The organism is Bradyrhizobium sp. USDA 241, from assembly GCF_049739505.1.
GTDB lineage: Bacteria > Pseudomonadota > Alphaproteobacteria > Rhizobiales > Xanthobacteraceae > Bradyrhizobium > Bradyrhizobium liaoningense.
On the sequence record NZ_JBMGPZ010000002.1, the window covers coordinates 233,740 to 253,541 of the forward strand.

Below are 19,802 nucleotides of genomic sequence, written 5' to 3' on the forward strand. Positions count from 1 at the left end.
CAGCCGCATTGCCAAAGAACGAAAGAGGGAGAGAGAAGCCATGCGCAGCCGACGCAGCGTCCTGCTTGCCTCCCTTGCCGCCGGAGTAGCCATGACCAGCAAAGCCCGCGCCCGTGCGGCGCAACCCGCAACGCCGATCAATTTCGACATCCCGGCGCACGCCTGCGACTGCCACACCCACATTCATGGCGACCCCCAGAGATTTCCGTTCTTCGCGGGGCGCGTCTATACGCCGGAGCCGGCGAGCCCCGAAGAAATGGCGGCGCTGCACAAGGCGCTGCATGTCGAGCGCGTGGTGATCGTGACGCCGAGCGTCTACGGCACCGACAATTCCTCCACCTTGTTCGGCATGAAGGCGCGTGGCGCGACCGCGCGCGGGGTCGCCGTGATCGACGACAAGACCACGGAAGCAGAGCTCGATACGATGCAGGCGGAAGGCTTCCGCGGCATCCGCATCAATCTGGCAACCGGGGGCATCAACGACCCCAATGTCGGCCGCGCCCGCTTCACCACAGCCGTCGAGCGCATGAAGGCGCGCGGCTGGCATGTGCAGCTCTACACGACGCCGGCGATGATCTCCGCGATCAAGGATCTCGTGCTGGCGTCGCCCGTGCCCGCCGTGTTCGACCATTTCGGCGGGCTCGAGGCCTCACTTGGGCTGGAGCAGCCGAGATTTGCCGACCTGATTGCCCTCGTCAAATCCGGCAAGGCCTATGTGAAGATCTCCGGCGCCTATCGCTCGTCGAAGCTCGCGCCCGACTATCAGGACATGGTGCCCTATGCCCGCGCGCTGATCGCGGCCAATGCGGACCGCATCGTCTGGGGCACCGATTGGCCGCATCCGGATTCCAGCCGCGTCGAGGGACGCAAGCCCACCGACATCGCGCCTCTCTATCAGATCGACGACGGCCGCCTGCTCAACCAGCTTCCGGTATGGGCGCCGGATGCGGACGTGCGCAAGAAGATCCTGGTCGACAATCCGGCGCGGCTCTACGGGTTCTGACGGTCAGCGCGCGCGGCGGGAAAAGAACGAGATCAGGACCGGCAAGGTCACCAATATCACGAGCGGCGCCAGCATCATGCCGGTGACAACGACGACCGCGAGCGGCTTCTGCACCTGCGAGCCGATGCCTTCCGACAGCGCCGCCGGCAACAGGCCGACGCCCGCGACGACGCAGGTCATCAGCACGGGACGGAGCTGAAGCTCGCCGGTGCGGACCACCGCGCTCATGCGCTCCATGCCCTCTTCGATGAGCTGGTTGAACTGCGAGAGGATGATGATGCCGTCCATCACGGCGATGCCGAACAGCGCGATGAAACCGATTGCCGCGGAGACGCTGAATGCCGTGCCTGTTATCAAGAGGCCCAGCACGCCGCCGAAGATCGCCATCGGAATCACGCTCATCGCGAGCAGCGTGTCGGTCATCGAGCCGAAATTGAACCAGAGCAGCACGCCGATCAGCGCCAGCGAGATCGGCACCACGATCGACAGCCGCCGGATCGCATCCTGGAGATTGCCAAACTCGCCGACCCACTCCATGTGCGAGCCCGGCGGCAGTTGCACCTGCTCGGCGATCTTGTCCTGCGCCTCGCGGATGGCGCTGCCGAGATCGCGCTCGCGCACCGAGAACTTGATCGGCAGATAGCGCTCCTGCTGCTCGCGATAGATATAGGCCGCGCCGGAGACGAGGCTGATGGTGGCGACCTCGCTCAGGGGAATCTGCGTAACGGTGCCGTTCGGCCCGGGCGCGCCGATCCGCAAATTCTGGATCGCCTCGGCACTCCGGCGGTATTCCGGCGCGAGGCGAACGATGATCGGGAAGTGGCGGTCGCTTCCGGGCTCATAAAGGTCGCCGGCGGTGTCGCCGCCGATTGCGACCTTGATGGTGGCATTGATGTCGCCCGGCGCAAGGCCGTAGCGCGCGGCCTTGGCGCGGTCGATGTCGATCTGGATGGTCGGCTGCCCGAGCGAGGTGAACACGGCAAGGTCGGTGACGCCCTGTACGGTGGCCAGCACCGATTTGATCTTGTTGGCGGTGTCGGTCAGTGCCTGGAGGTCGCTGCCGAACAGCTTGATCGAGTTCTCGCCCTTCACGCCGGAGACGGCTTCGGAGACGTTGTCCTGGAGATATTGCGAGAAGTTGAACTCGACGCCGGGAAAGCGGTCGTCGAGCTGCTTGAGCAGTTGCGCGGTCAGCTCTTCCTTGTCGCGCGTGCCGGGCCACTGGCTCACGGGCTTGAGCGGCGCGAAGAACTCGGCATTGAAGAAGCCGGCGGCGTCGGTGCCGTCATCGGGGCGGCCGTGCTGCGACACGACGGACTCGACCTCCGGCCGGGCGCGGATCAACTTACGCATCTCGTTGACGTAGCTGTTGCCTTCGTGGAGCGAGATGGTCGGCGGCAGCGTGGCACGGATCCAGAGATTGCCCTCCTCCAGCTTTGGCAGGAATTCGAGGCCGAGCAGCCGGCTGAGCGCCACCGTCGTCAGCACGAGGCCGACCGCACCGCCGAGAACGATGTTGCGATTGGCGACCGCCCAATGCAGCAGCGGCGAGTACAACCGGTGCAGGATCAGCATCACCTTGGTCTCGGTTTCCTCGACATGCGCGGGCAGGATGATCGCGGACAGCGCCGGCGTGACGGTGAAGGTCGCAAGGAGCCCACCGGCGAGCGCATAGGCATAGGTGCGGGCCATCGGCCCGAAGATGTTGCCCTCGACCCCAGACAGCGTGAACAGCGGCAGGAAGGCCGCGATGATGATCGCCGCGGCGAAGAAGATCGAGCGCGAGACGTCGGCGGCCGCGCTGAGGATGGCATGGCTCTTCATGCCGAACAGCATCTCGGGCGACGTGTGCTCGGATTCCGAGATCGGCGTCGTCTGCGTCAGGCGGCGGAAGATCGCCTCCACCATGATGACGGTGGCGTCGACGATCAGGCCGAAATCGATGGCGCCGACCGACAACAGGTTTGCCGATTCCCCGCGCAGCACCAGGATGATCACGGCGAAGAACAGCGCGAACGGAATGGTGGCGCCGACGATCAGCGCGCTGCGGAGATTGCCGAGGAATATCCACTGCAACAGCACGATCAGCAGGATGCCGACCACCATGTTGTGCAGCACGGTGTGGGTGGTGAGATCGATCAGGTCCTTGCGGTCGTAGATGCGTTCGATGCGCACGCCCGGCGGTAGAATGGTGGAGTTGTTGATTTGCTGAACGAGCTGCTCGACCCGCTTGATGGTCGGCGAGCTCTGTTCGCCGCGGCGCATCAGGACGATTCCCTGCACGATGTCGTCGGTTTCGTCGAGGCCGGCGATGCCGAGACGCGGCTTCTGGCCGACGGTGACGGTTGCGACGTCCTTGACCAGCACCGGATTGCCGCCGGTCTGCGCCACCATGGTGTTGGCGAGGTCGTCGATCGAGCGGATCAGGCCGACGCCGCGCACCACGGCCGATTGCTGGCCGATATCGACGGTGTTGCCGCCGACATTGACGTTGGAATTGCCGACGGCCTGGAGCAGTTGCGGCAGCGTCAGGCCGTTGGCGACCAGCTTGTTGAAGTCGACCTGGATCTCGTAGGTCTTGCTCTTGCCGCCCCAGCCGGTGACGTCGATGACGCCAGGCACGGCACGGAAACGGCGCTGGAGAATCCAATCCTGGATGGTCTTGAGGTCGAGCACGCTGTAATTGGGCGGGCCGACCAGGCGGTAACGGAAGATCTCTCCGATCGGGCTGAGCGGCGAGATTTGCGGCTGCACGTTGCCCGGCAGCGGCGCGAGCTGCGCCAGGCGGTTCAGCACCTGCTGCAACGCCTCGTCATAGGTGTAGGCGAAGGAGAACTGGAGTTTGACGTCGGAGAGGCCGTAGAGCGAGATGGTGCGGATGGTGGTGAGATTCTTCAGACCCGCCACCTGGGTCTCGATCGGAATCGTGATGTAGCGCTCGATCTCCTCCGCCGACAGGCCCGGACTTTGCGTCACGATGTCGACCATCGGCGGGGTCGGATCGGGATAGGCCTCGATGTTGAGCTGGTTAAACGCGATCAGGCCGCCGATCAGCACGGCGGCGAACATGCCGACCATCAGGAAACGCCGGTCGACGGCGAGGGCAACGAGACGATCCATTCAGGTCTTCAATTTCTTGGGGTCGTCGATCAGCTGCCGGAGGCTGCACGGTCGATGAACAGGCTGCCTTTGGTGACGATCTGCTCGCCGGGCTTGAGATTGCCGGTGACCTCGACGAGGTCGCCGTTGATGAGGCCGATCCTGATCTTGCGCAGCTCGACCGACTTGTCCTCGCGCGCGACCCAGATGCGGACGTTGTCGGCTTCGTAGATCAACGCCTGCTTCGGCACTGCCGGCGCGGCGCGGTCGCCGGCCGAATAGATCGTGACGTTGGCGAACATCTCCGGCTTCAACAGGCCGTCCTTGTTGTCGATGGTCGCGCGAACCAGAAGGCGGCGGGTGGCGGGGTCGATCGCGGCGGCGACGTAGTTGATCCTGGCGGTGAACGGACGGCCCGGCAGTGCCATCACGTTGACGGTGATGTCCTGCCCGATGCACACCGCGGCCGCGTCGCTCTCGCGCACGAAGGCGGTGAGCCAGACCGTGGAGAGATCGCCGATGACGAAGACCGGGTCGCTGGCGCCGGAATTGACGTACTGCCCGGGGCCGATCTTTCGCTGCACGACCGTGCCGGAGATCGGCGAATAGATCGTGACCTCCCGATTGATCGTGCCCTTGTCCTGGAACGCCTTGATGGTCTCGTCGGTGAAGCCGAGGATGCGCAGCTTGTTGCGCGCAGCTTCCAGCGCCGTCACCGAGGAGCGCATGTCGTTCTGCGCCTGGACCTGGGTTGTTTCCGCCTGCTGATAGTCCTTCAGCGGAATGGCGTGTCCCTCATAAAGATCCTTGGCACGCTTGAACTGGATGTCGGAAAGCTCGAGCGCCGACTTCGCCTTGTTCTGGGAGGTCATCGCCGCGATGAAATCGTTCTGGGCCTGCACGGTGTCGGCGGCCTCGATCGTAAACAGCGGTTGACCTTGCTTCAGCATCTCGCCCGGCTTGGCCAGCAGCTTGGTGACCCGGCCCGCATAGGGCGAGAACACCGGCGTCGAGCGGTCCTCGTCGACCGCGACCTTGCCCTCGGTGACGTACTCGGCTCGGAAGCTCTTGGCCTTGACCGGCTCGATCGTCAGCGTTGCCCATTCGGACGGCGTGGGTGTGAAGGTCTGCGCATTCCTGCGCGACTGGCTGGAGATCTCGGAGTGCTTTTTTTGCTTTGGCCCGGAAGAAAGGAAACCGTAGGCACCGGCACCGGCAAGAGCGAGTAGAACTACGGATGTGATCACCCGTTGTTTTGTAAGCACCTGCAATCGCTTGGTCTTTTCAACTACCATGGGCCCGGTCGTGTTTGCGACGATCTCGGCAAATGACTGCCTCATCGGTCGCGCTAATAGTGCCGAATTAGGATTTCAAACAACCTAAAAAACGCTGAGCCTCTTGCGGTTTGCGTTAAAGTTTTGCGACGTGTCAGCTTCATGTCAGCTTCGCGCAGGCCATTGTGCAGGATGACTGCCGAGTGGCATCGCGGGACGGGTCCATCGTGCCGGCGTCTTCGACAGCACTGCCGAATGACGCACCGCCTTCAACCTGCCGAAGCCAGATGGCATGTCTTCGATGAACGCAGCATGTACGGCCTCGCCCGTAAGATCCGGGGTATTCAGTCCGCTGTCGAGCCGACCGAGATTCCACAACCATCGCCCGGTCTGCGCCAACGAGACGCGCACGTGCCAGCTGCCGCCTTCGCGGGCCTGGCGCACCCTGGCCATCATCGCGCCGAACGCCATCAGATAGCCGGTGGCGTGATCGAGGATTTGCGCCGGCAATTCCCTGGGAGCATCGATGCCGGCGGCCTGGCCTTCGGCATGATTGAAGCCGGTCGTCGTCTGCACCAGCGAGTCGAAGCCGCGCCGCTCGGCCCAGGGGCCGGTGTGGCCATAGGCCGACAGCGTGACATAGACGATGCCGGGATTGATTTGCGCTGCGTCCTCCGGCGCGAAGCCGAGGGCAGCGAGCGCGCGCGGGCGATAGCCTTGCGAGAAGATGTCGGCGTCCTTCAGCAGCTCGCGGAGCTGCGCCCGCCCGAACTCGCTCTTCAACTCGATGAAGGTGGTGAGCTTGCCGCGGCCGGTGTCGATGGTGAGCCAGGGAATGGCGGGCAGCTCCGGTCCTGACACCAGCAGCACGTCCGCGCCGTGCGCAGCGAGCGTGCGGCCGGCGACGGGGCCCGCGATGACGCGAGAGAGATCGAGCACACGAAGACCTGAGAGCGGACGATCGCCTTTTGGCCACGGCTTCGGCGGGGCCTCGCCGATCCTCTCGATCGAGACCAGCGGCAATTGCGCGAGCGCACGCGCCTGCGGCAAGGCGAACCATTCGTCGTACGATCGCAGCAGGGCGACGACACCGCCTGCGGCGTAAGCCGCAGTTTCGAAATCCTCCCCGTTCCAATGCATCAACGCCGCCTGCACCTTCTCGCGCTCCGCCTCGCAGCCGAGCACCTCGCAGACGGCGTCGCGGTGGTGCGGGAAATTGGTGTGGCAGCGGACGAAGCGGCGATCGCCGGTCCTGTAAACGCCGGCGATCGCGTCCCAGGCCGGCGGGGGCGGCTTGTCGTCGACGCGCAAATAGCGCTCGGAACGACATTCGGCGACGGCGTGGCGCATGTCGACGGAGACGTCCTGCACCTCGCCGCTGCGCAGTCGCCAGATTTCGGCGGCGGCGAGCCCGGCGGCAGCTATCGTCGTCTGGCCGGCGACGGCGACGCGAAACGAGGATGGGATTTGTGGCTCGGTGCCGGTCAGCCGCACGCGATCGAGCGGACCCGCATCGCCGCCGGCGGAAGTCCAGATACCCTTGAGAATGTCGGCGGGGCTTTGCATGGCCGGTGCCCTCCCTTGAAGCTTGAGCATGATCTCCGCGCAAACGCGGTCCGCGTTTGTCGCGATGGAAAACGGCTGCACACCTTTCCGGATCATGCTCTAATTTTCGCGACCATTCATCAGCACAAGAAGGAATGCAATGGCCGCCATCGATCCCCTCACCGCAGGCGCCGTGTTCATCGCGACGGCGGCCACCGACGCGGTCTATGTCATGTTCACCTCGGCGGTGATCGCGCGCAAGCGCGTGCCGGCGGCGAACTGGAGCGCGATCTGGTACCTGCTCTCCTCCTACGCGGTGATCAGCTACACCGATAACGCGTTCTATGTCGCGTTCGCGGCGATCGGCTCCTGGGCCGGCGCCTATGCGTCGCTGACCTTCCTGCACCGCCCGCCCGGCGGTCCGCCGGTGGGGGCGGCACCGGAGTAGAAGAGCGCTGCGGCGCCGTCATTGCGAGCGCAGCGACCTGTCCGCCGAGGCTCTCGGCGATGGCAGAAGGAATCCGGAATCGATCCAAGGCAGCTGGACTGCTTCGTCGCAGGAGCCCCTCGCAATGACGATGTCGAGGCTTCTGTGTATCGTCTGAAACGGTTACACTCACTGCGACCAACACAAGGAAAACCAACAATGGATCTCGGTCTCAAAGGCAAGAACGCCATCGTCCTCGGCGGCACGCGCGGCATCGGGCGGGCGATTGCGGCGACGCTGGCCGGTGAAGGCGCCAATGTCGCGGTGTGCGCGCGCAACGCCGATCAGGTTGCGGCCACTGTCGCAGAGCTGAAGGCGAGCGGCATCAAGGCCACCGGCAGCCCGGTCGACGTCACCGACGGCGCGGCGCTGCAATCCTGGATCGAGAATGCTGCAAAGGAGCTCGGCGGCGTCGACTTGCTGTTCTCCAATGCCGGCGCGATGGCGCAAGGCGGCGATCCCGCGTCTTGGCAGCAGAATTTCCGGCTCGACGTGCTCGGCGCCGTGCATGCGTTCGATGCCGCGCGACCGTTCCTCGAAGCCAGCGGCGCGAGCCACGGCGATGCGGCTTTCGTGATCATCTCGTCGATCGCGGCGGCGCAGGCCGACACGGCCAGCTCCTACGGCCCGATCAAGGCCGCACTGATCCACATGGCCAAGGGGCTGGCCCGGCAATATGCGAAGAAGAAGATCCGGGTCAACGTGGTCTCGCCCGGCACGGTCTATTTCAAGGGCGGCGTCTGGGAGATGATCGAGCAGAACATGCCCGAGCGCTACAAGGATGCGATGAGCCGCAACCCGACGGGACGCATGGCAACGCCCCAGGAGATCGCGAGCGCGGCGGTGTTTCTGGCAAGCCCGGTGTCGGGATTCACGACGGGATCCAATCTCGTCGTGGATGGCGCGATCTCGAACCGGGTGAATTTTTGAGGGGGCACACTGTCATCGCCCGGCTTTGACCGGGCGATCCAGTACTCCGAGACAGTTGTGGTTCAGCCGAGAAGCGGCGGCGTACTGGATTCCCCGCCTTCGCGGGGAATGACGACTGAGAGTGTGGTGCGCGATCTCTCGACAAACTTGGCATTTGCGAGCCAACGGATTGCGCGTAGCGCGGCTCGATGACGGGCTCAGAGAAGAAACCCAGAATCTTTCCGGGAAACAGTCTGGATGCTTCGCCGCTTCTCTCCTCGCAGAGGCACAGACGCTTATGGGGCGGATAGCGCGAACGTCGCCTGCGAATGAGCCACATTGCGAATTGTATGAGCCAATCCGGTGCGTTCAAATAGCGCAATGTATCAATCTGGCCCTGGCATTCGCGGCTCCGAAAGCTGGCGTCGGTAAGGTAGGTCTCGTCGCTTTCACACCACTCCAATGTACGAACGATTTCCTCCTGCATGAGCCCGGTGTCGGGCAGCTTCTTGAGAAAGCTGAGCTCGCGCCGAAGACAGGCCGCCTCGATTCGATAGCGGCTCGATTCTTCATAGATGATCCCCCATCCGTCTAACCGTGCATGGGTCGCTTCATGGACGATGGTAGAGGCGATCCGCTCAGGCGTCATTGTCTCGTTGAGAACGTAACGTTCATCGAGGGCGCAGGCGTTTAGTGACCGATCATAGTGCGCCTGGGCGCTGGGGAGCAGATGTACCCATATTCGATTGAGATTGCGGGAGATACGTGAATAGTTGAGTGTGTCGTGACGCTTGATGAGTTGGAGCGCCTCTTCCACGCGGCGCAACGCCGGGTAAGGCTTGCTTTCGGTTGTCCCGATCCAAAGCCCGTCGATCATGCTGCTCTTGGAGAACCAGAGGCCCAGCCTGTCGATGCGGGAGGGCCTTCGCTCCGGCTTTACGGCGACGGCGAGGCCGCGCGATCGTTGCGGCGCTTCCAGCTGCAAATATTGACTCCCGCCGTGTCAAAATGGGCACTATGAATGATAGGCACGCCTCGCTTTCAGGTTGCTCAGAGACTCGATTCAAATCGTATTGATCGTTGGGCAGGATCGGCCGATTCCTGCGGTTGTTCATAATCCTTCAATGAAAATCCCGCGAAGGCGGCAGGATGCGGACGTTGCGGGGGTGGCGGATTTTTTGCGCGGGCATGTCCGCGAGGGCGCGGGGGTCCTCGTTGAGCGGCTCGACCACGGTGGCACCTGACAGCACCGGATGCTTGCTGCCGAGCGTATCGTTTGCGAGGCCGACCAGATCGTGCGAGCGGTCGACCATGCGCTGGGCGATGAGATGCGTCACCTTTTCCGGGCTGCTCTGGATATAGCCCTCGACCAGGATGAGGCGCGCGCCCATCACCTCTTTGCGGTACTGCTCCATGATCTTGGGCCAGACCACGACATTGGCGATGCCGGTTTCGTCCTCCAGCGTCATGAACACGACGCCGCTGGCGCTACCCGGCCGCTGCCGGACCAGGACCACGCCGGCGCAGCGGACGCGGCGCCGCTCGTTCTCGTGGCTGATGTCCTTGCAGGCGACGATGCGCTCGCGCGAAAACATCTCGCGCAAGAACTCCATCGGGTGGCCCTTCAGCGACAGCCGGATGGTCTGGTAATCCGCGACCACCTGCTCGGAACGCGGCATCGCCGGCAGCGGCTTTGCGCCTTCGTCCGGCTGCTCGCGCGCGGTCGCCGCCTCGAACAGCGGCAGCGGCACGTCGTCGGGCAACCGCCGCACCTGCCACAGCGCCTCGCGGCGATCGAGCCCGAGCGAGCGGAACGCGTCGGCATCCGCCAGCAGGATCAGCGCGCGCTTGGGCAGGCCGGTGTCGCGGGCGAAGTCCTCCAGTGAGGTGAGGGGACGACGGCTGCGTGCCGCGACGATGCGGTCGGCCCAGTCGGGCACTCTCTCCATGTTGTCATTCCGGGGCGCGCCTCTTGGCGCGAGCTCTGGTGCGCAATTGCGCACCTTAGAATCCATACTCCCGATCGGGGTTATGGATTCCGGGCTCGACGCTGACGCGTCGCCCCGGAATGACGACTGTGAGCGCTTCAGGCGCTCCTCATCCTCATCGAGCCAGTGAAAGCCGTCGATCTGGCGAAAGCCGAGGCGCACGGCGCAATGTTTGCCGCTCCCTTCCTCCAGCGTGTTCTGCGCAAAGCTGTAGGACACGTCGATGTCGCGAACCTCGACGCCGTTCTTGCGGGCATCGCCGACGATCTGCGCCGGCGCATAAAAGCCCATCGGTTGCGAGTTCAACAAGCCGCAGCAGAAGGCGTCGGGATGGTAGTGCTTCAGCCACGACGAAATGTAGACCAGTTGCGCAAAGCTCGCGGCATGACTCTCAGGAAAACCGTAGGAGCCGAATCCCTTGATCTGGTCAAAGCAGCTTCTGGCAAAATTGGGATCGTAGCCGCGCGCCACCATGTTGCCGATCAGCTTCTCCTCGTATTGGCCGATGGTGCCGACATTGCGGAACGTCGCCATCGAGCGGCGCAGGCCGTTGGCTTCCTCGGACGTAAAATGTGCAGCCTCGATGGCTATGCGCATCGCCTGCTCCTGGAACAGCGGGACGCCGAGCGTCTTGTGCAGCACCTTGTAGAGCTCGTCCTTGTCGCCATGCTCCGGCGACGGCGAGGGATAGCTCACCTTCTCGAGCCCGTTCCGCCGCCGTAAATAAGGATGCACCATGTCGCCCTGGATCGGCCCGGGGCGCACGATCGCGACTTCGATGACGAGATCGTAGAAGGTCCGCGGCTTCAGGCGCGGCAGCATGTTCATCTGCGCGCGGCTCTCGACCTGGAACACGCCGAGCGACTCCCCGCGGCACAGCATGTCGTAGACCCTGGGATCGTCCTGCGGAACACTCGCCAGCACAAAACGCTCGCCCTTGTGCCGATCGATCAGATCAAAACACTTGCGGATGCAGGTCAGCATGCCGAGCGCCAGAACGTCGACCTTCATCATGCTGAGCGCATCGACGTCGTCCTTGTCCCATTCGATGAAGGTGCGATCGTCCATCGCGGCGTTGCCGATCGGCACATAGGTGTCGAGCCGGTCCTGGGTGAGCACGTAGCCGCCGACATGCTGGGAGAGATGGCGCGGGAATTCGATCAGCTCGGTCGCAAGCTCGACCGCGAGGTTGATCATGGGATTGTTCGGATCGAGCCCGGCCTGCCTGACCTGCATGTCGTTGAGGCCCTTGCCCCAGCTGCCCCAGACGGTATCGGCGAGCGCGGCGGTGACGTCCTCGGTCAGGCCCAGCGCCTTGCCGACGTCGCGAATGGCGCTGCGCGGGCGATAATGGATGACGGTGGCGATGATCGCGGCACGATGGCGGCCGTAGCGGCGATAGACATATTGCATCACCTCCTCGCGCCGCGAATGCTCGAAATCGACGTCGATGTCGGGCGGCTCCAGTCGCTCCTTGGAGATGAAGCGCTCGAACAACAGATCGACCTTGGTCGGATCGACCGAGGTGATGCCGAGCACGTAGCAGACCGCCGAGTTCGCCGCCGATCCCCGCCCCTGGCACAGGATGTTCTGGCTGCGTGCATAGTGCACGATGTCATGCACGGTGAGAAAGTAATGCGCGTATTTCAGCTCGGCGATCAGCGCGAGCTCCTTCTTCAGCGTCGCGCGCAGCTTGTCATCGATCTTGCCGCCGAAATATTTGTCGACACCGGCCCAGGTCAGATCCTCCAGATGCCCTTGCGCGGTCTTTCCCGGCGGCACCGGCTCGTCGGGATATTGATATTTGAGCTGGTCGAGCGAGAAGTCGATCTTGTCCGCAAAGCGCATGGTCTCCGCGATCGCATCGGGGAAATCGCGAAACAGCCGCGCCATTTCTCGCGGCGGCTTCAGGAACCGCTCGGCATTGGCCTCCAGCTTCCGTCCGATCGCATCGATCGTGGTCTTTTCCCGGATGCAGGTCAGCACGTCCTGGAGGGGACGGCGCGCGGGATGGTGATAAAGCACCTCGTTGGTCGCAAGGAGCGGCACTTGGGCTTTTGCCGCGAGATCATCGAGCCGCGCCAGGCGACGCCTGTCGTCGCCGCGATAGATCAGGCTCGCCGCCAGCCACACGCCCTCGGCGCGGCTATTCCTGAGCTTTGAAAGAACATTCAGCGCCTGAGCGGGCTCGAAGCGATGCGGCAACGTCAAGACCAGCAGCTGGCCTTCCGAAAACTCCAGGAGATCAGCGAAGGCGAGATGGCATACGCCCTTCTCGATCCGCGTGATGTCGTCGCCGCGCTTGCCCCGGGTGAGAAGCTGGCACAGACGGCCATAGGCGGCGCGGTCGCGCGGATAGACCAGGATGTCGGGCGTGCCGTCGACGAAGACGATGCGCGCGCCGATCAGCAGTCTCGGCTTGTGCAGCACTTCGGCATTGTCGAGCTCCTTGTAGGCCCGCACCACGCCGGCGAGCGTGTTGTGATCGGCAATGCCGATCGCGGGGATGCCGAGGATGCTGGCCTGATGCACATAGGCGCGCGGATCCGAGCCGCCGCGCAGGAAGGAGAAGTTCGTTGTGATGCCGATCTCGGCATAGGCAGGCGTGGTCATGCGAAGAGACCGTGCACATACCAGTTGGGGGAAACGGGCTTGCCTTCGCCGTCGAACGTCTCTCCCTCGTAGAGACCGTCGCGAAAGATCCAGAAGCGCAGACCTTCGGCATCCTCGATGCGGAAATAGTCCCGCGTCAGCTGCTTGCCGTCCTGCTGCCACCATTCCATCGCGATGCGCTCGGGCCCCTCCACCCGCACCACCGCATGCAGCGCGCGGCGCCAGGTGAATTGATGCGGCGGACCATCCGGCACGGTCGCGAACGGCACCTTGATCGGCTCCGGCTTGTCGAACAGCCGCAAGGGGCGCAGCGGCGGCTCGCTCTCGGTGCGCGCCGGCCATTCGGCCTGCATGGCGGCGGCGAGATGATGCTGGGCGGGGGCGGACAAAACCGCGCGTTCGGGGATATGGGTGTCCTGCGGCAGATGCACGACGACGCGCTTTCCGCCGATGCGCGCGGCGATGCGGTCGATCAGCGCAGCAATCTCGTCATTGTCGTGGACATGCGCATCGAGATCGCGCTGCTCCTGCACCACGATCTCGGTGCGGCTCGCCGACAGCCGCACCATGTCGAAGCCGAAGCCGGGATCGAGGGGATCGGCGAGCGCATCGAGGCGTTCGCGGAACAGCCGGTCGATCACGGCGCTTCGCGTCACGGGGCGTCCGGTCTCGACCGTGATCGCGCGCACCACGCCGTCGGTGCGGAAGAAGGCAGCCTCAAGTCGTCGTGCGCCCTTGCCCTGCTTCTCCATGGATGCGATCAGCGTGTCGGCGAGCCGCGACAGCGTCATCGCGATCATGGTGTCCGTCGCGATCGGCTCGGCAAAGCGCTTCTCGACGATGTAATCGGGCAGCGGTTTGCGCGGATTGATCGGCTCATCGCCCTGCCCCAGCGCATGCGCGAGCAGCGTGGAGAACCGCGCGCCAAACCGCGCCGTGATCTCGTGGGAGCTGCGCGAGGCGACATCGCCGATGGTCTTCAGGCCGGCGCGGCGCAAGCCGGTCGTGATCGCCTCGCCCGCCCCGAGTGCGGACACCGGAAACGGGTCGATCGCAGCCGCCTCCCCACCATCTGCAACGATGGTTCCCGTGGCCTGCCGCGTCAGCGTGCGCGCGCAGACCGAGGTGCCGGCAATCGCGGCGCTGACGGCAAAGCCCTGCCGGTCGAGCGCCCGGACCAGCGTCCGCAACAGCGCGGCTTCGCCGCCGAACAGATGCGCGCAGCCGGTGATGTCGAGGAACAGCCCGTGCGGCGCGTCGAGCGCCACCAGCGGCGTGAAGCGGTCGCACCAGTCGGCGATATCGCTGAGCGTCTTCGCATCGGCCACGATATCGGCATCGAACACCCTCAGGTCGGGACACATCGCCCGCGCATTGGCCAGGGGTTGGCCGATATACAGGCCGAGGCGCTCGGCGGCCTCGTCCAGCGCATGGATCACCAGCGCATTGTTGTCCTTGATGACGACGATATCAGGCTCATGATTGGCTTTACCCAGCCCGGCGCTGCCGAAAAACCGCTGGATCCGGTCGATGGGCAGGCGCGGCAGCCACAGGCTGAGGATACGTCGACGGTTCACTGAACTGGCACTCATCACAATTCCATTCCATGATCCACCGGCCACACGGGCCATGACGATTGCGCAAGAGTTCGGCATCGAACACCGGCGCGCCCCATGTGCTCCATGCCTGCCCCGGCGGTGAATGTGCCGCGCGCAGCATCCATCGCGTCTCCGCAGTCGAGGGCAAAGGTTGTGCGGCCATGCGCAGGAGCAACCCGGTGACGCCGGAAGATTGCGCGGCGAGCGTCAGCTTGCGGCTTGCCACGAGATCGAACTGTCTGATCTCGCCCCAGAGTTCGAGCACGACGGCGCCCAGCGCATCGCAGGCGAGCGCATCGGCCGAGGTGCGCAGCGCGCTCTCGACATCGGCGGCGCGCACCATCACCACGCGGCGCGGATCGAGGCCGAGTTCGGCTAGCCCGCTCATCGACAGCGCGCCCGTCTCTATCTCCGAAAAATCCTGCCGCACCCACAGCAGCGGCCGACGCGCGCTCACGCGTCCCGCAAGGCCCATGACGAAGCCGGTCGCGGCAGCGCCCTGACGCCCCTCGCAAAATACCTCGTGGATCGCCGCGCGCGCGAGCCCGCCCTTCAGCGCGCTGTCAGCCTCGCCATGGCCGAGCGCGACGCGATCGTGTTGATGCACGACCTCCGCCGTCTCGATGCGCTCGATCTGCCCGCGCAGGATCGCAAGCGCGCTGATGCGTGCCCCGCTCATGCTCGCCGCTCCTTCAGGAATTGGTGCCGTGGTCTTCAAAAGAAGAACCAGCGGCTGGCTCATTTGTTCATGATATGTTCTAATATAAAGCTAACGGGACCAGAAGAGTCAATCGAATTGGCGCTCGATCGGATTCGTGAGTTGAATCAAAGGGATTCAAGGATGGACGTACAACGCAAGCTGGAAATCCTGGCGGACGCCGCCAAATACGACGCATCCTGTGCCTCCAGCGGCACCGAGAAGCGGGATTCCAGCGACGGCAAGGGAATGGGCTCGACCGCGCCCGGCATGGGGATCTGCCATTCCTACGCGCCGGACGGACGCTGTATCTCGCTGCTCAAGGTGCTGCTGACCAATGCCTGCAATTACGATTGCCTCTATTGCGTCAACCGCGCCTCCTCGAACGTGCCGCGCGCCCGCTTCACCATCGACGAGGTCGTGAAGCTGACGCTCGACTTCTACCGGCGCAATTACATCGAGGGCCTGTTTCTCTCCTCCGGCATCATCCGCAGCCCCGATTACACCATGGAGCAGGTGGTCAGCGTCGCGCGCAAGCTGCGCGAGGAGCATCACTTCCGCGGCTACATTCACCTGAAGACCATTCCCGAAGCCGACGACGCGCTGATCGCGGAAGCCGGCAAATATGCCGACCGCCTCTCCATCAACATCGAGATGCCTGAGGAGACGAGCCTGCAGCAATTCGCGCCCGAGAAGGACGTTCGCGCGATCCGCCGCACCATGGGCCGGCTGCGGCTGAAGCTGGACGAGGCCGAGGACAGCCGCAGCGCAAAGACCAAGGCCAGGCCGCAGCGCTTCGCGCCGGCCGGCCAGAGCACGCAGATGATCGTCGGCGCCGACGCGGCCTCCGATCACACCATCCTGCACACCAGCGCCAATCTCTATGGCGCCTACCGGCTGCGGCGCGTTTATTACTCCGCCTTCAGCCCGATCCCCGATGCCAGCCGTGCCTTGCCCTTGGTGCAGCCGCCGCTGCTGCGCGAGCACCGGCTCTACCAGGCCGACTGGCTGATGCGGTTCTACGGCTTCGACGTCGGCGAGATCGTCGACGACAGCGCGATGCTGCCGCTCGACATCGATCCCAAGCTGGCCTGGGCACTCCGCCATCGCGACCGCTTCCCGCTCGACGTCAACCGCGCCAGCCGCGAGGAATTGCTGCGCGTGCCGGGCTTCGGCACCAAGGCGGTCGAACACATCATTGCGACGCGGCGCACCACCACGATCCGTCTTGCCGATCTCGCGCGGCTGCACGTGCCCCGGAACAAGGCGCTGCCGTTCATCGTCCTCAGCGATCACCGCCCCTCGCTCCATCGGCTCGACGCTGCCGGGCTGATCGAACGGTTCAAGCCGAAGGCAACGCAACTCGGATTTGGCTTCTGATGCAGTACATCACCCTCGATACCGAAACCGATTTCGACGGCTGGCGCAAAGCTGCCCGTACGCTCGTTCTACGTCATGTGGAGCCGCGTGATATCACCTGGACCGTGCGAGGTGGCGAAGCGGAGTTGTTTGCGCCACCCGCGCCGTCTCCGACCCTCGAGGTGAACGACGGCACCTTCAACGTATCAGCAAAATTCGTCGAGCTGGCCAAGGCCGCCATCCTGCACCGCGATGTCGAGCGTTTTGCGATCCTCTATCGCCTGCTCTGGCGATTGAGGGACAATCACGATCTCATCGAGGTTGCGACCGATCCTGACGTCGCGCAGGTCACGGCCATGGCAAAAGCGGTCTATCGCGACGAGCACAAGATGCATGCCTTCGTCCGCTTCCGCGAGATCGGCCGGGAACGCCAGGCGCATTACGTCGCCTGGTTCGAGCCTGAGCATCATATCGTCGAGCTCGCTGCGCCGTTCTTCGCCAAACGCTTTGCCGACATGCCCTGGTCGATCCTGACACCGGACCTCTGCGCGCATTGGGATGGCCACGCACTTTCGTTCACATCCGGCGTCAGCAGAAGCGAAGCACCGAGCGAAGACCGGCTGGAAGAAACCTGGCGGCGCTACTACGCCAGCATCTTCAATCCGGCACGGCTCAAGGTGAAGGCGATGCAGGCCGAAATGCCGAAGAAATATTGGAGGAACCTGCCCGAGGCTTCGATCATTAAGCCTCTGATCGAGGACGCCGAGCGCATGACCGGCGCCATGATCGCCAATGCCGCAACCGATCCGCACAAGCCTCAGAAGCGGCCGGAGGCCCCGATGAAACACAAGCTTGCTGCCGATGATCTCGAAGCGCTCCGCGAGGAGGCCGCGCATTGCCGCGCCTGCCATCTCTACAAGGACGCGACCCAGACCGTGTTCGGCGAAGGCCCGGAGTCCGCCAACATCATGCTGGTCGGCGAACAGCCCGGCGACAAGGAAGACCTCGCCGGCCATCCCTTCGTCGGTCCGGCCGGTCAGATGCTCGACCGTGCGCTGGAGGAAGCCGGCGTCGATCGTAAGAAGGTCTATGTCACCAACGCGGTCAAGCACTTCAAATTCGTGCCGCGCGGAAAAATCCGCCTGCACCAGAAGCCGAACACACCTGAGATCCGAGCCTGCCGGCAATGGTACGAGCGGGAAGTTGCGGCAATCCAGTCCGATCTCATCGTGGCGATGGGCGCGACCGCCGCGCAAAGCGTGTTCGGCAAGATCACCCCGATCGGCAAGAACCGCGGCCGGCTCATCGACCTTCCCGACGGACGCAAAGCACTCGTGACGGTGCATCCGTCCTATCTGCTGCGGCTGCCGGATCCGGAAGCCAAGGTGCTGGAGTATCGACGCTTTGTCGAGGATTTGAAGATCGCCGCTGCCTTGCAGAAGAAGGCCGCCCGGGCTGCCTGAACACTGGAAGACGGCTTTCACGCCTGAGGTGTCATCCGGCCTTCAAATCCATCGCGGACAATACCCTTACCTGAAAGTTAAGGGGCGTCCAGACATGAGCGATGTTGCATTCGACCGAGCAATAGCCGATCCCGCACCGATCCAGCCAGCCTCGCGGCCAAATCTCGACAAGGGCTTCAATCCGCTGACGATGATCCTGTTCTTCGGCATCCTCGCCGCCGGCCTGCTGTTCGTCGCCTACAGCATCTATGTCGACGTCAACGCGACGGGCGTGCGGGTGACGACCTACCTGCCCTACATCCTCCTGTTCGTTGCGCTCCTGATCGCGCTCGGCTTCGAATTCGTCAACGGCTTCCACGACACCGCCAATGCGGTGGCCACGGTCATCTACACCCATTCGCTGCCGGCGGAGGTGGCGGTGATGTGGTCTGGCTTCTTCAACTTCCTCGGCGTGCTCCTGTCCTCCGGCGCGGTCGCCTTCGGCATCGTCTCGCTGCTGCCGGTCGAGCTGATCCTCCAGGTCGGCTCCAGCGCCGGCTTCGCCATGGTGTTCGCGCTGCTGATCGCCGCGATCCTGTGGAATCTCGGCACCTGGTTCTTCGGCCTGCCCGCCTCCTCCTCGCACACGCTGATCGGCTCGATCATCGGCGTCGGCGTCGCCAACGCCGTGATGCGCGGCCCCGACGGCACCTCGGGCGTGGACTGGAGCAAGGCGACCGAGATCGGCTATGCGCTGCTGCTGTCGCCGCTGTTCGGTTTCATCTGCGCCGCCGTGCTGTTGCTGCTGCTCAAGTTCATCGTGCTTAACCCGGCCCTCTATGCCGCCCCCGAAGGCAACAAGCCGCCGCCGCTCTGGATTCGCGGCCTGCTGATCGCAACCTGCACCGGCGTCAGCTTCGCGCACGGCTCGAACGACGGCCAGAAGGGCATGGGCCTGATCATGCTGATCCTGATCGGCACCGTGCCGACGGCCTACGCGCTCAACCGCGCATTGCCGGAATCCCAGGTCATCCAGTTCCAGAAGACCTCGGATGCCGCCGCCCAGGTGATCTCCGCGAAGGGCGCCGGTCACAGCATCATCGGCGATCCCCGTCCGGCCGTGACGCAGTACATCACGTTGCGTCACATCAACGAGGGCACCTATCCCTCACTCGCCGTGCTGGTGAAGGATGTCGGCGACCAGGTCGCCAAATACGGCACGCTGAACAAGGTGCCGGCAGAAGCCGTCGGCAACACCCGCAACGACATGTACATGATCTCGGAAGCGATCCGGTTCCTGATGAAGGACAAGGAGAACGATCTCAACAAGGAGGAGATCGCGACCTTGAATGCCTACAAGGGTTCGCTCGACGCCGCCACGAAGTTCATCCCGAACTGGGTGAAGATCGCGGTCGCCATCGCACTCGGCCTCGGCACCATGATCGGCTGGAAGCGCATCGTGATCACGGTCGGTGAGAAGATCGGCAAGTCCCATCTCACCTACGCGCAAGGCGCCTCGGCCGAACTCGTGGCCGCCGCCACGATCGGCGCCGCCGACGTGTTCGGCCTGCCGGTCTCGACCACGCACGTGCTGTCGTCGGGCGTCGCCGGCACCATGGCAGCGAACGGTTCGGGCCTGCAATGGTCGACGATCCGCAACCTGCTGATGGCCTGGGTGCTGACGCTGCCCTGTGCGATCATGCTGTCGGCCACTCTCTACGTGATCTTCTCGCGAATCTTCTGAGCAGAACGACACTCGATGAACGCAGATGGCCGGGTTTGTCCCGG

13 protein-coding genes are annotated in these 19,802 nt (G+C 64.1%); 6 read left to right on the forward strand and 7 right to left on the reverse strand.

Features of this window, described 5'->3' with window-relative positions; genetic code table 11:
• Positions 1-40 precede the first annotated feature (40 nt).
• Positions 41-1,003 (forward strand): amidohydrolase family protein, encoded by a 963-nt coding sequence (locus tag ABIF91_RS02065; protein ID WP_424578727.1) that lies wholly within the window; start codon positions 41-43, stop codon positions 1,001-1,003.
• A 3-nt stretch (positions 1,004-1,006) separates the two neighbouring features.
• Here the strand turns inward: ABIF91_RS02065 and ABIF91_RS02070 are convergent, their stop codons facing one another.
• The 3 genes from ABIF91_RS02070 to ABIF91_RS02080 all read right to left on the reverse strand — a co-directional run bounded on the left by ABIF91_RS02070 (position 1,007) and on the right by ABIF91_RS02080 (position 6,942).
• Positions 1,007-4,123 (reverse strand): efflux RND transporter permease subunit, encoded by a 3,117-nt coding sequence (locus tag ABIF91_RS02070; RefSeq protein WP_028176713.1) that lies wholly within the window; start codon positions 4,121-4,123, stop codon positions 1,007-1,009.
• 29 nt (positions 4,124-4,152) lie between these two features.
• Positions 4,153-5,397: an efflux RND transporter periplasmic adaptor subunit gene (locus ABIF91_RS02075; RefSeq protein WP_028176714.1), complete on the reverse strand. Its 1,245-nt coding sequence runs from the start codon at positions 5,395-5,397 to the stop codon at positions 4,153-4,155.
• 144 nt (positions 5,398-5,541) lie between these two features.
• Positions 5,542-6,942, reverse strand: a complete 1,401-nt coding sequence (locus ABIF91_RS02080; RefSeq protein WP_028176715.1) for a CoA transferase — start codon at positions 6,940-6,942, stop codon at positions 5,542-5,544.
• Positions 6,943-7,081: 139 nt separating this feature from the next.
• On the opposite strand from ABIF91_RS02080, the gene ABIF91_RS02085 reads away from it, so the two are divergent.
• Both ABIF91_RS02085 and ABIF91_RS02090 read left to right on the forward strand, forming a co-directional pair.
• Positions 7,082-7,369: a hypothetical protein gene (locus tag ABIF91_RS02085; RefSeq protein WP_028176716.1), complete on the forward strand. Its 288-nt coding sequence runs from the start codon at positions 7,082-7,084 to the stop codon at positions 7,367-7,369.
• Between the two features lie 198 nt (positions 7,370-7,567).
• Positions 7,568-8,338: an SDR family NAD(P)-dependent oxidoreductase gene (locus ABIF91_RS02090; protein ID WP_028176717.1), complete on the forward strand. Its 771-nt coding sequence runs from the start codon at positions 7,568-7,570 to the stop codon at positions 8,336-8,338.
• On the opposite strand, the gene ABIF91_RS02095 is transcribed toward ABIF91_RS02090, so the two are convergent.
• The 4 genes from ABIF91_RS02095 to ABIF91_RS02110 all read right to left on the reverse strand — a co-directional run bounded on the left by ABIF91_RS02095 (position 8,280) and on the right by ABIF91_RS02110 (position 15,195).
• Positions 8,280-9,194, reverse strand: coding sequence for a hypothetical protein (locus ABIF91_RS02095; RefSeq protein WP_424578728.1), 915 nt, complete (start codon positions 9,192-9,194; stop codon positions 8,280-8,282). The two genes, ABIF91_RS02090 and ABIF91_RS02095, sit on opposite strands and share 59 nt — an antisense overlap.
• Positions 9,195-9,438: 244 nt before the next feature.
• Positions 9,439-12,918, reverse strand: coding sequence for an error-prone DNA polymerase (locus ABIF91_RS02100; protein WP_028176718.1), 3,480 nt, complete (start codon positions 12,916-12,918; stop codon positions 9,439-9,441).
• Positions 12,915-14,510, reverse strand: a complete 1,596-nt coding sequence (locus ABIF91_RS02105) for a Y-family DNA polymerase (protein ID WP_035717226.1) — start codon at positions 14,508-14,510, stop codon at positions 12,915-12,917. The genes ABIF91_RS02100 and ABIF91_RS02105 overlap by 4 nt, the downstream gene beginning before the upstream one ends.
• The gene (locus tag ABIF91_RS02110; protein WP_028176720.1) at positions 14,407-15,195 is read right to left on the reverse strand and encodes an ImuA family protein; all 789 of its coding nucleotides are present in this window, start codon (positions 15,193-15,195) and stop codon (positions 14,407-14,409) included. The genes ABIF91_RS02105 and ABIF91_RS02110 overlap by 104 nt, the downstream gene beginning before the upstream one ends.
• Positions 15,196-15,357: 162 nt before the next feature.
• Here ABIF91_RS02110 and ABIF91_RS02115 point away from each other — a divergent pair, with 162 nt between their 5' ends.
• From ABIF91_RS02115 to ABIF91_RS02125, 3 genes are all read left to right on the forward strand, one after another.
• A complete protein-coding gene (locus ABIF91_RS02115; protein ID WP_028176721.1) occupies positions 15,358-16,593 on the forward strand; it encodes a putative DNA modification/repair radical SAM protein in 1,236 nt (411 codons plus the stop codon).
• The gene (locus ABIF91_RS02120; protein ID WP_424578729.1) at positions 16,593-18,035 is read left to right on the forward strand and encodes a UdgX family uracil-DNA binding protein; all 1,443 of its coding nucleotides are present in this window, start codon (positions 16,593-16,595) and stop codon (positions 18,033-18,035) included. Before ABIF91_RS02115 ends, ABIF91_RS02120 begins: the two co-directional genes overlap by 1 nt.
• A gap of 94 nt (positions 18,036-18,129) precedes the next feature.
• Positions 18,130-19,758: an inorganic phosphate transporter gene (locus ABIF91_RS02125; protein ID WP_028176723.1), complete on the forward strand. Its 1,629-nt coding sequence runs from the start codon at positions 18,130-18,132 to the stop codon at positions 19,756-19,758.
• Positions 19,759-19,802 lie beyond the last annotated feature (44 nt).

Coding starts and splice junctions, on each gene's coding strand:
- ABIF91_RS02065 (WP_424578727.1), top strand. CDS start 41: ATGCGCAGCCGACGCAGCGTCCTGCTTGCCTCCCTTGCCGCCGGAGTA.
- ABIF91_RS02070 (WP_028176713.1), bottom strand. CDS start 4,123: ATGGATCGTCTCGTTGCCCTCGCCGTCGACCGGCGTTTCCTGATGGTC.
- ABIF91_RS02075 (WP_028176714.1), bottom strand. CDS start 5,397: ATGGTAGTTGAAAAGACCAAGCGATTGCAGGTGCTTACAAAACAACGG.
- ABIF91_RS02080 (WP_028176715.1), bottom strand. CDS start 6,942: ATGCAAAGCCCCGCCGACATTCTCAAGGGTATCTGGACTTCCGCCGGC.
- ABIF91_RS02085 (WP_028176716.1), top strand. CDS start 7,082: ATGGCCGCCATCGATCCCCTCACCGCAGGCGCCGTGTTCATCGCGACG.
- ABIF91_RS02090 (WP_028176717.1), top strand. CDS start 7,568: ATGGATCTCGGTCTCAAAGGCAAGAACGCCATCGTCCTCGGCGGCACG.
- ABIF91_RS02095 (WP_424578728.1), bottom strand. CDS start 9,194: ATGATCGACGGGCTTTGGATCGGGACAACCGAAAGCAAGCCTTACCCG.
- ABIF91_RS02100 (WP_028176718.1), bottom strand. CDS start 12,918: ATGACCACGCCTGCCTATGCCGAGATCGGCATCACAACGAACTTCTCC.
- ABIF91_RS02105 (WP_035717226.1), bottom strand. CDS start 14,510: ATGAGTGCCAGTTCAGTGAACCGTCGACGTATCCTCAGCCTGTGGCTG.
- ABIF91_RS02110 (WP_028176720.1), bottom strand. CDS start 15,195: ATGAGCGGGGCACGCATCAGCGCGCTTGCGATCCTGCGCGGGCAGATC.
- ABIF91_RS02115 (WP_028176721.1), top strand. CDS start 15,358: ATGGACGTACAACGCAAGCTGGAAATCCTGGCGGACGCCGCCAAATAC.
- ABIF91_RS02120 (WP_424578729.1), top strand. CDS start 16,593: ATGCAGTACATCACCCTCGATACCGAAACCGATTTCGACGGCTGGCGC.
- ABIF91_RS02125 (WP_028176723.1), top strand. CDS start 18,130: ATGAGCGATGTTGCATTCGACCGAGCAATAGCCGATCCCGCACCGATC.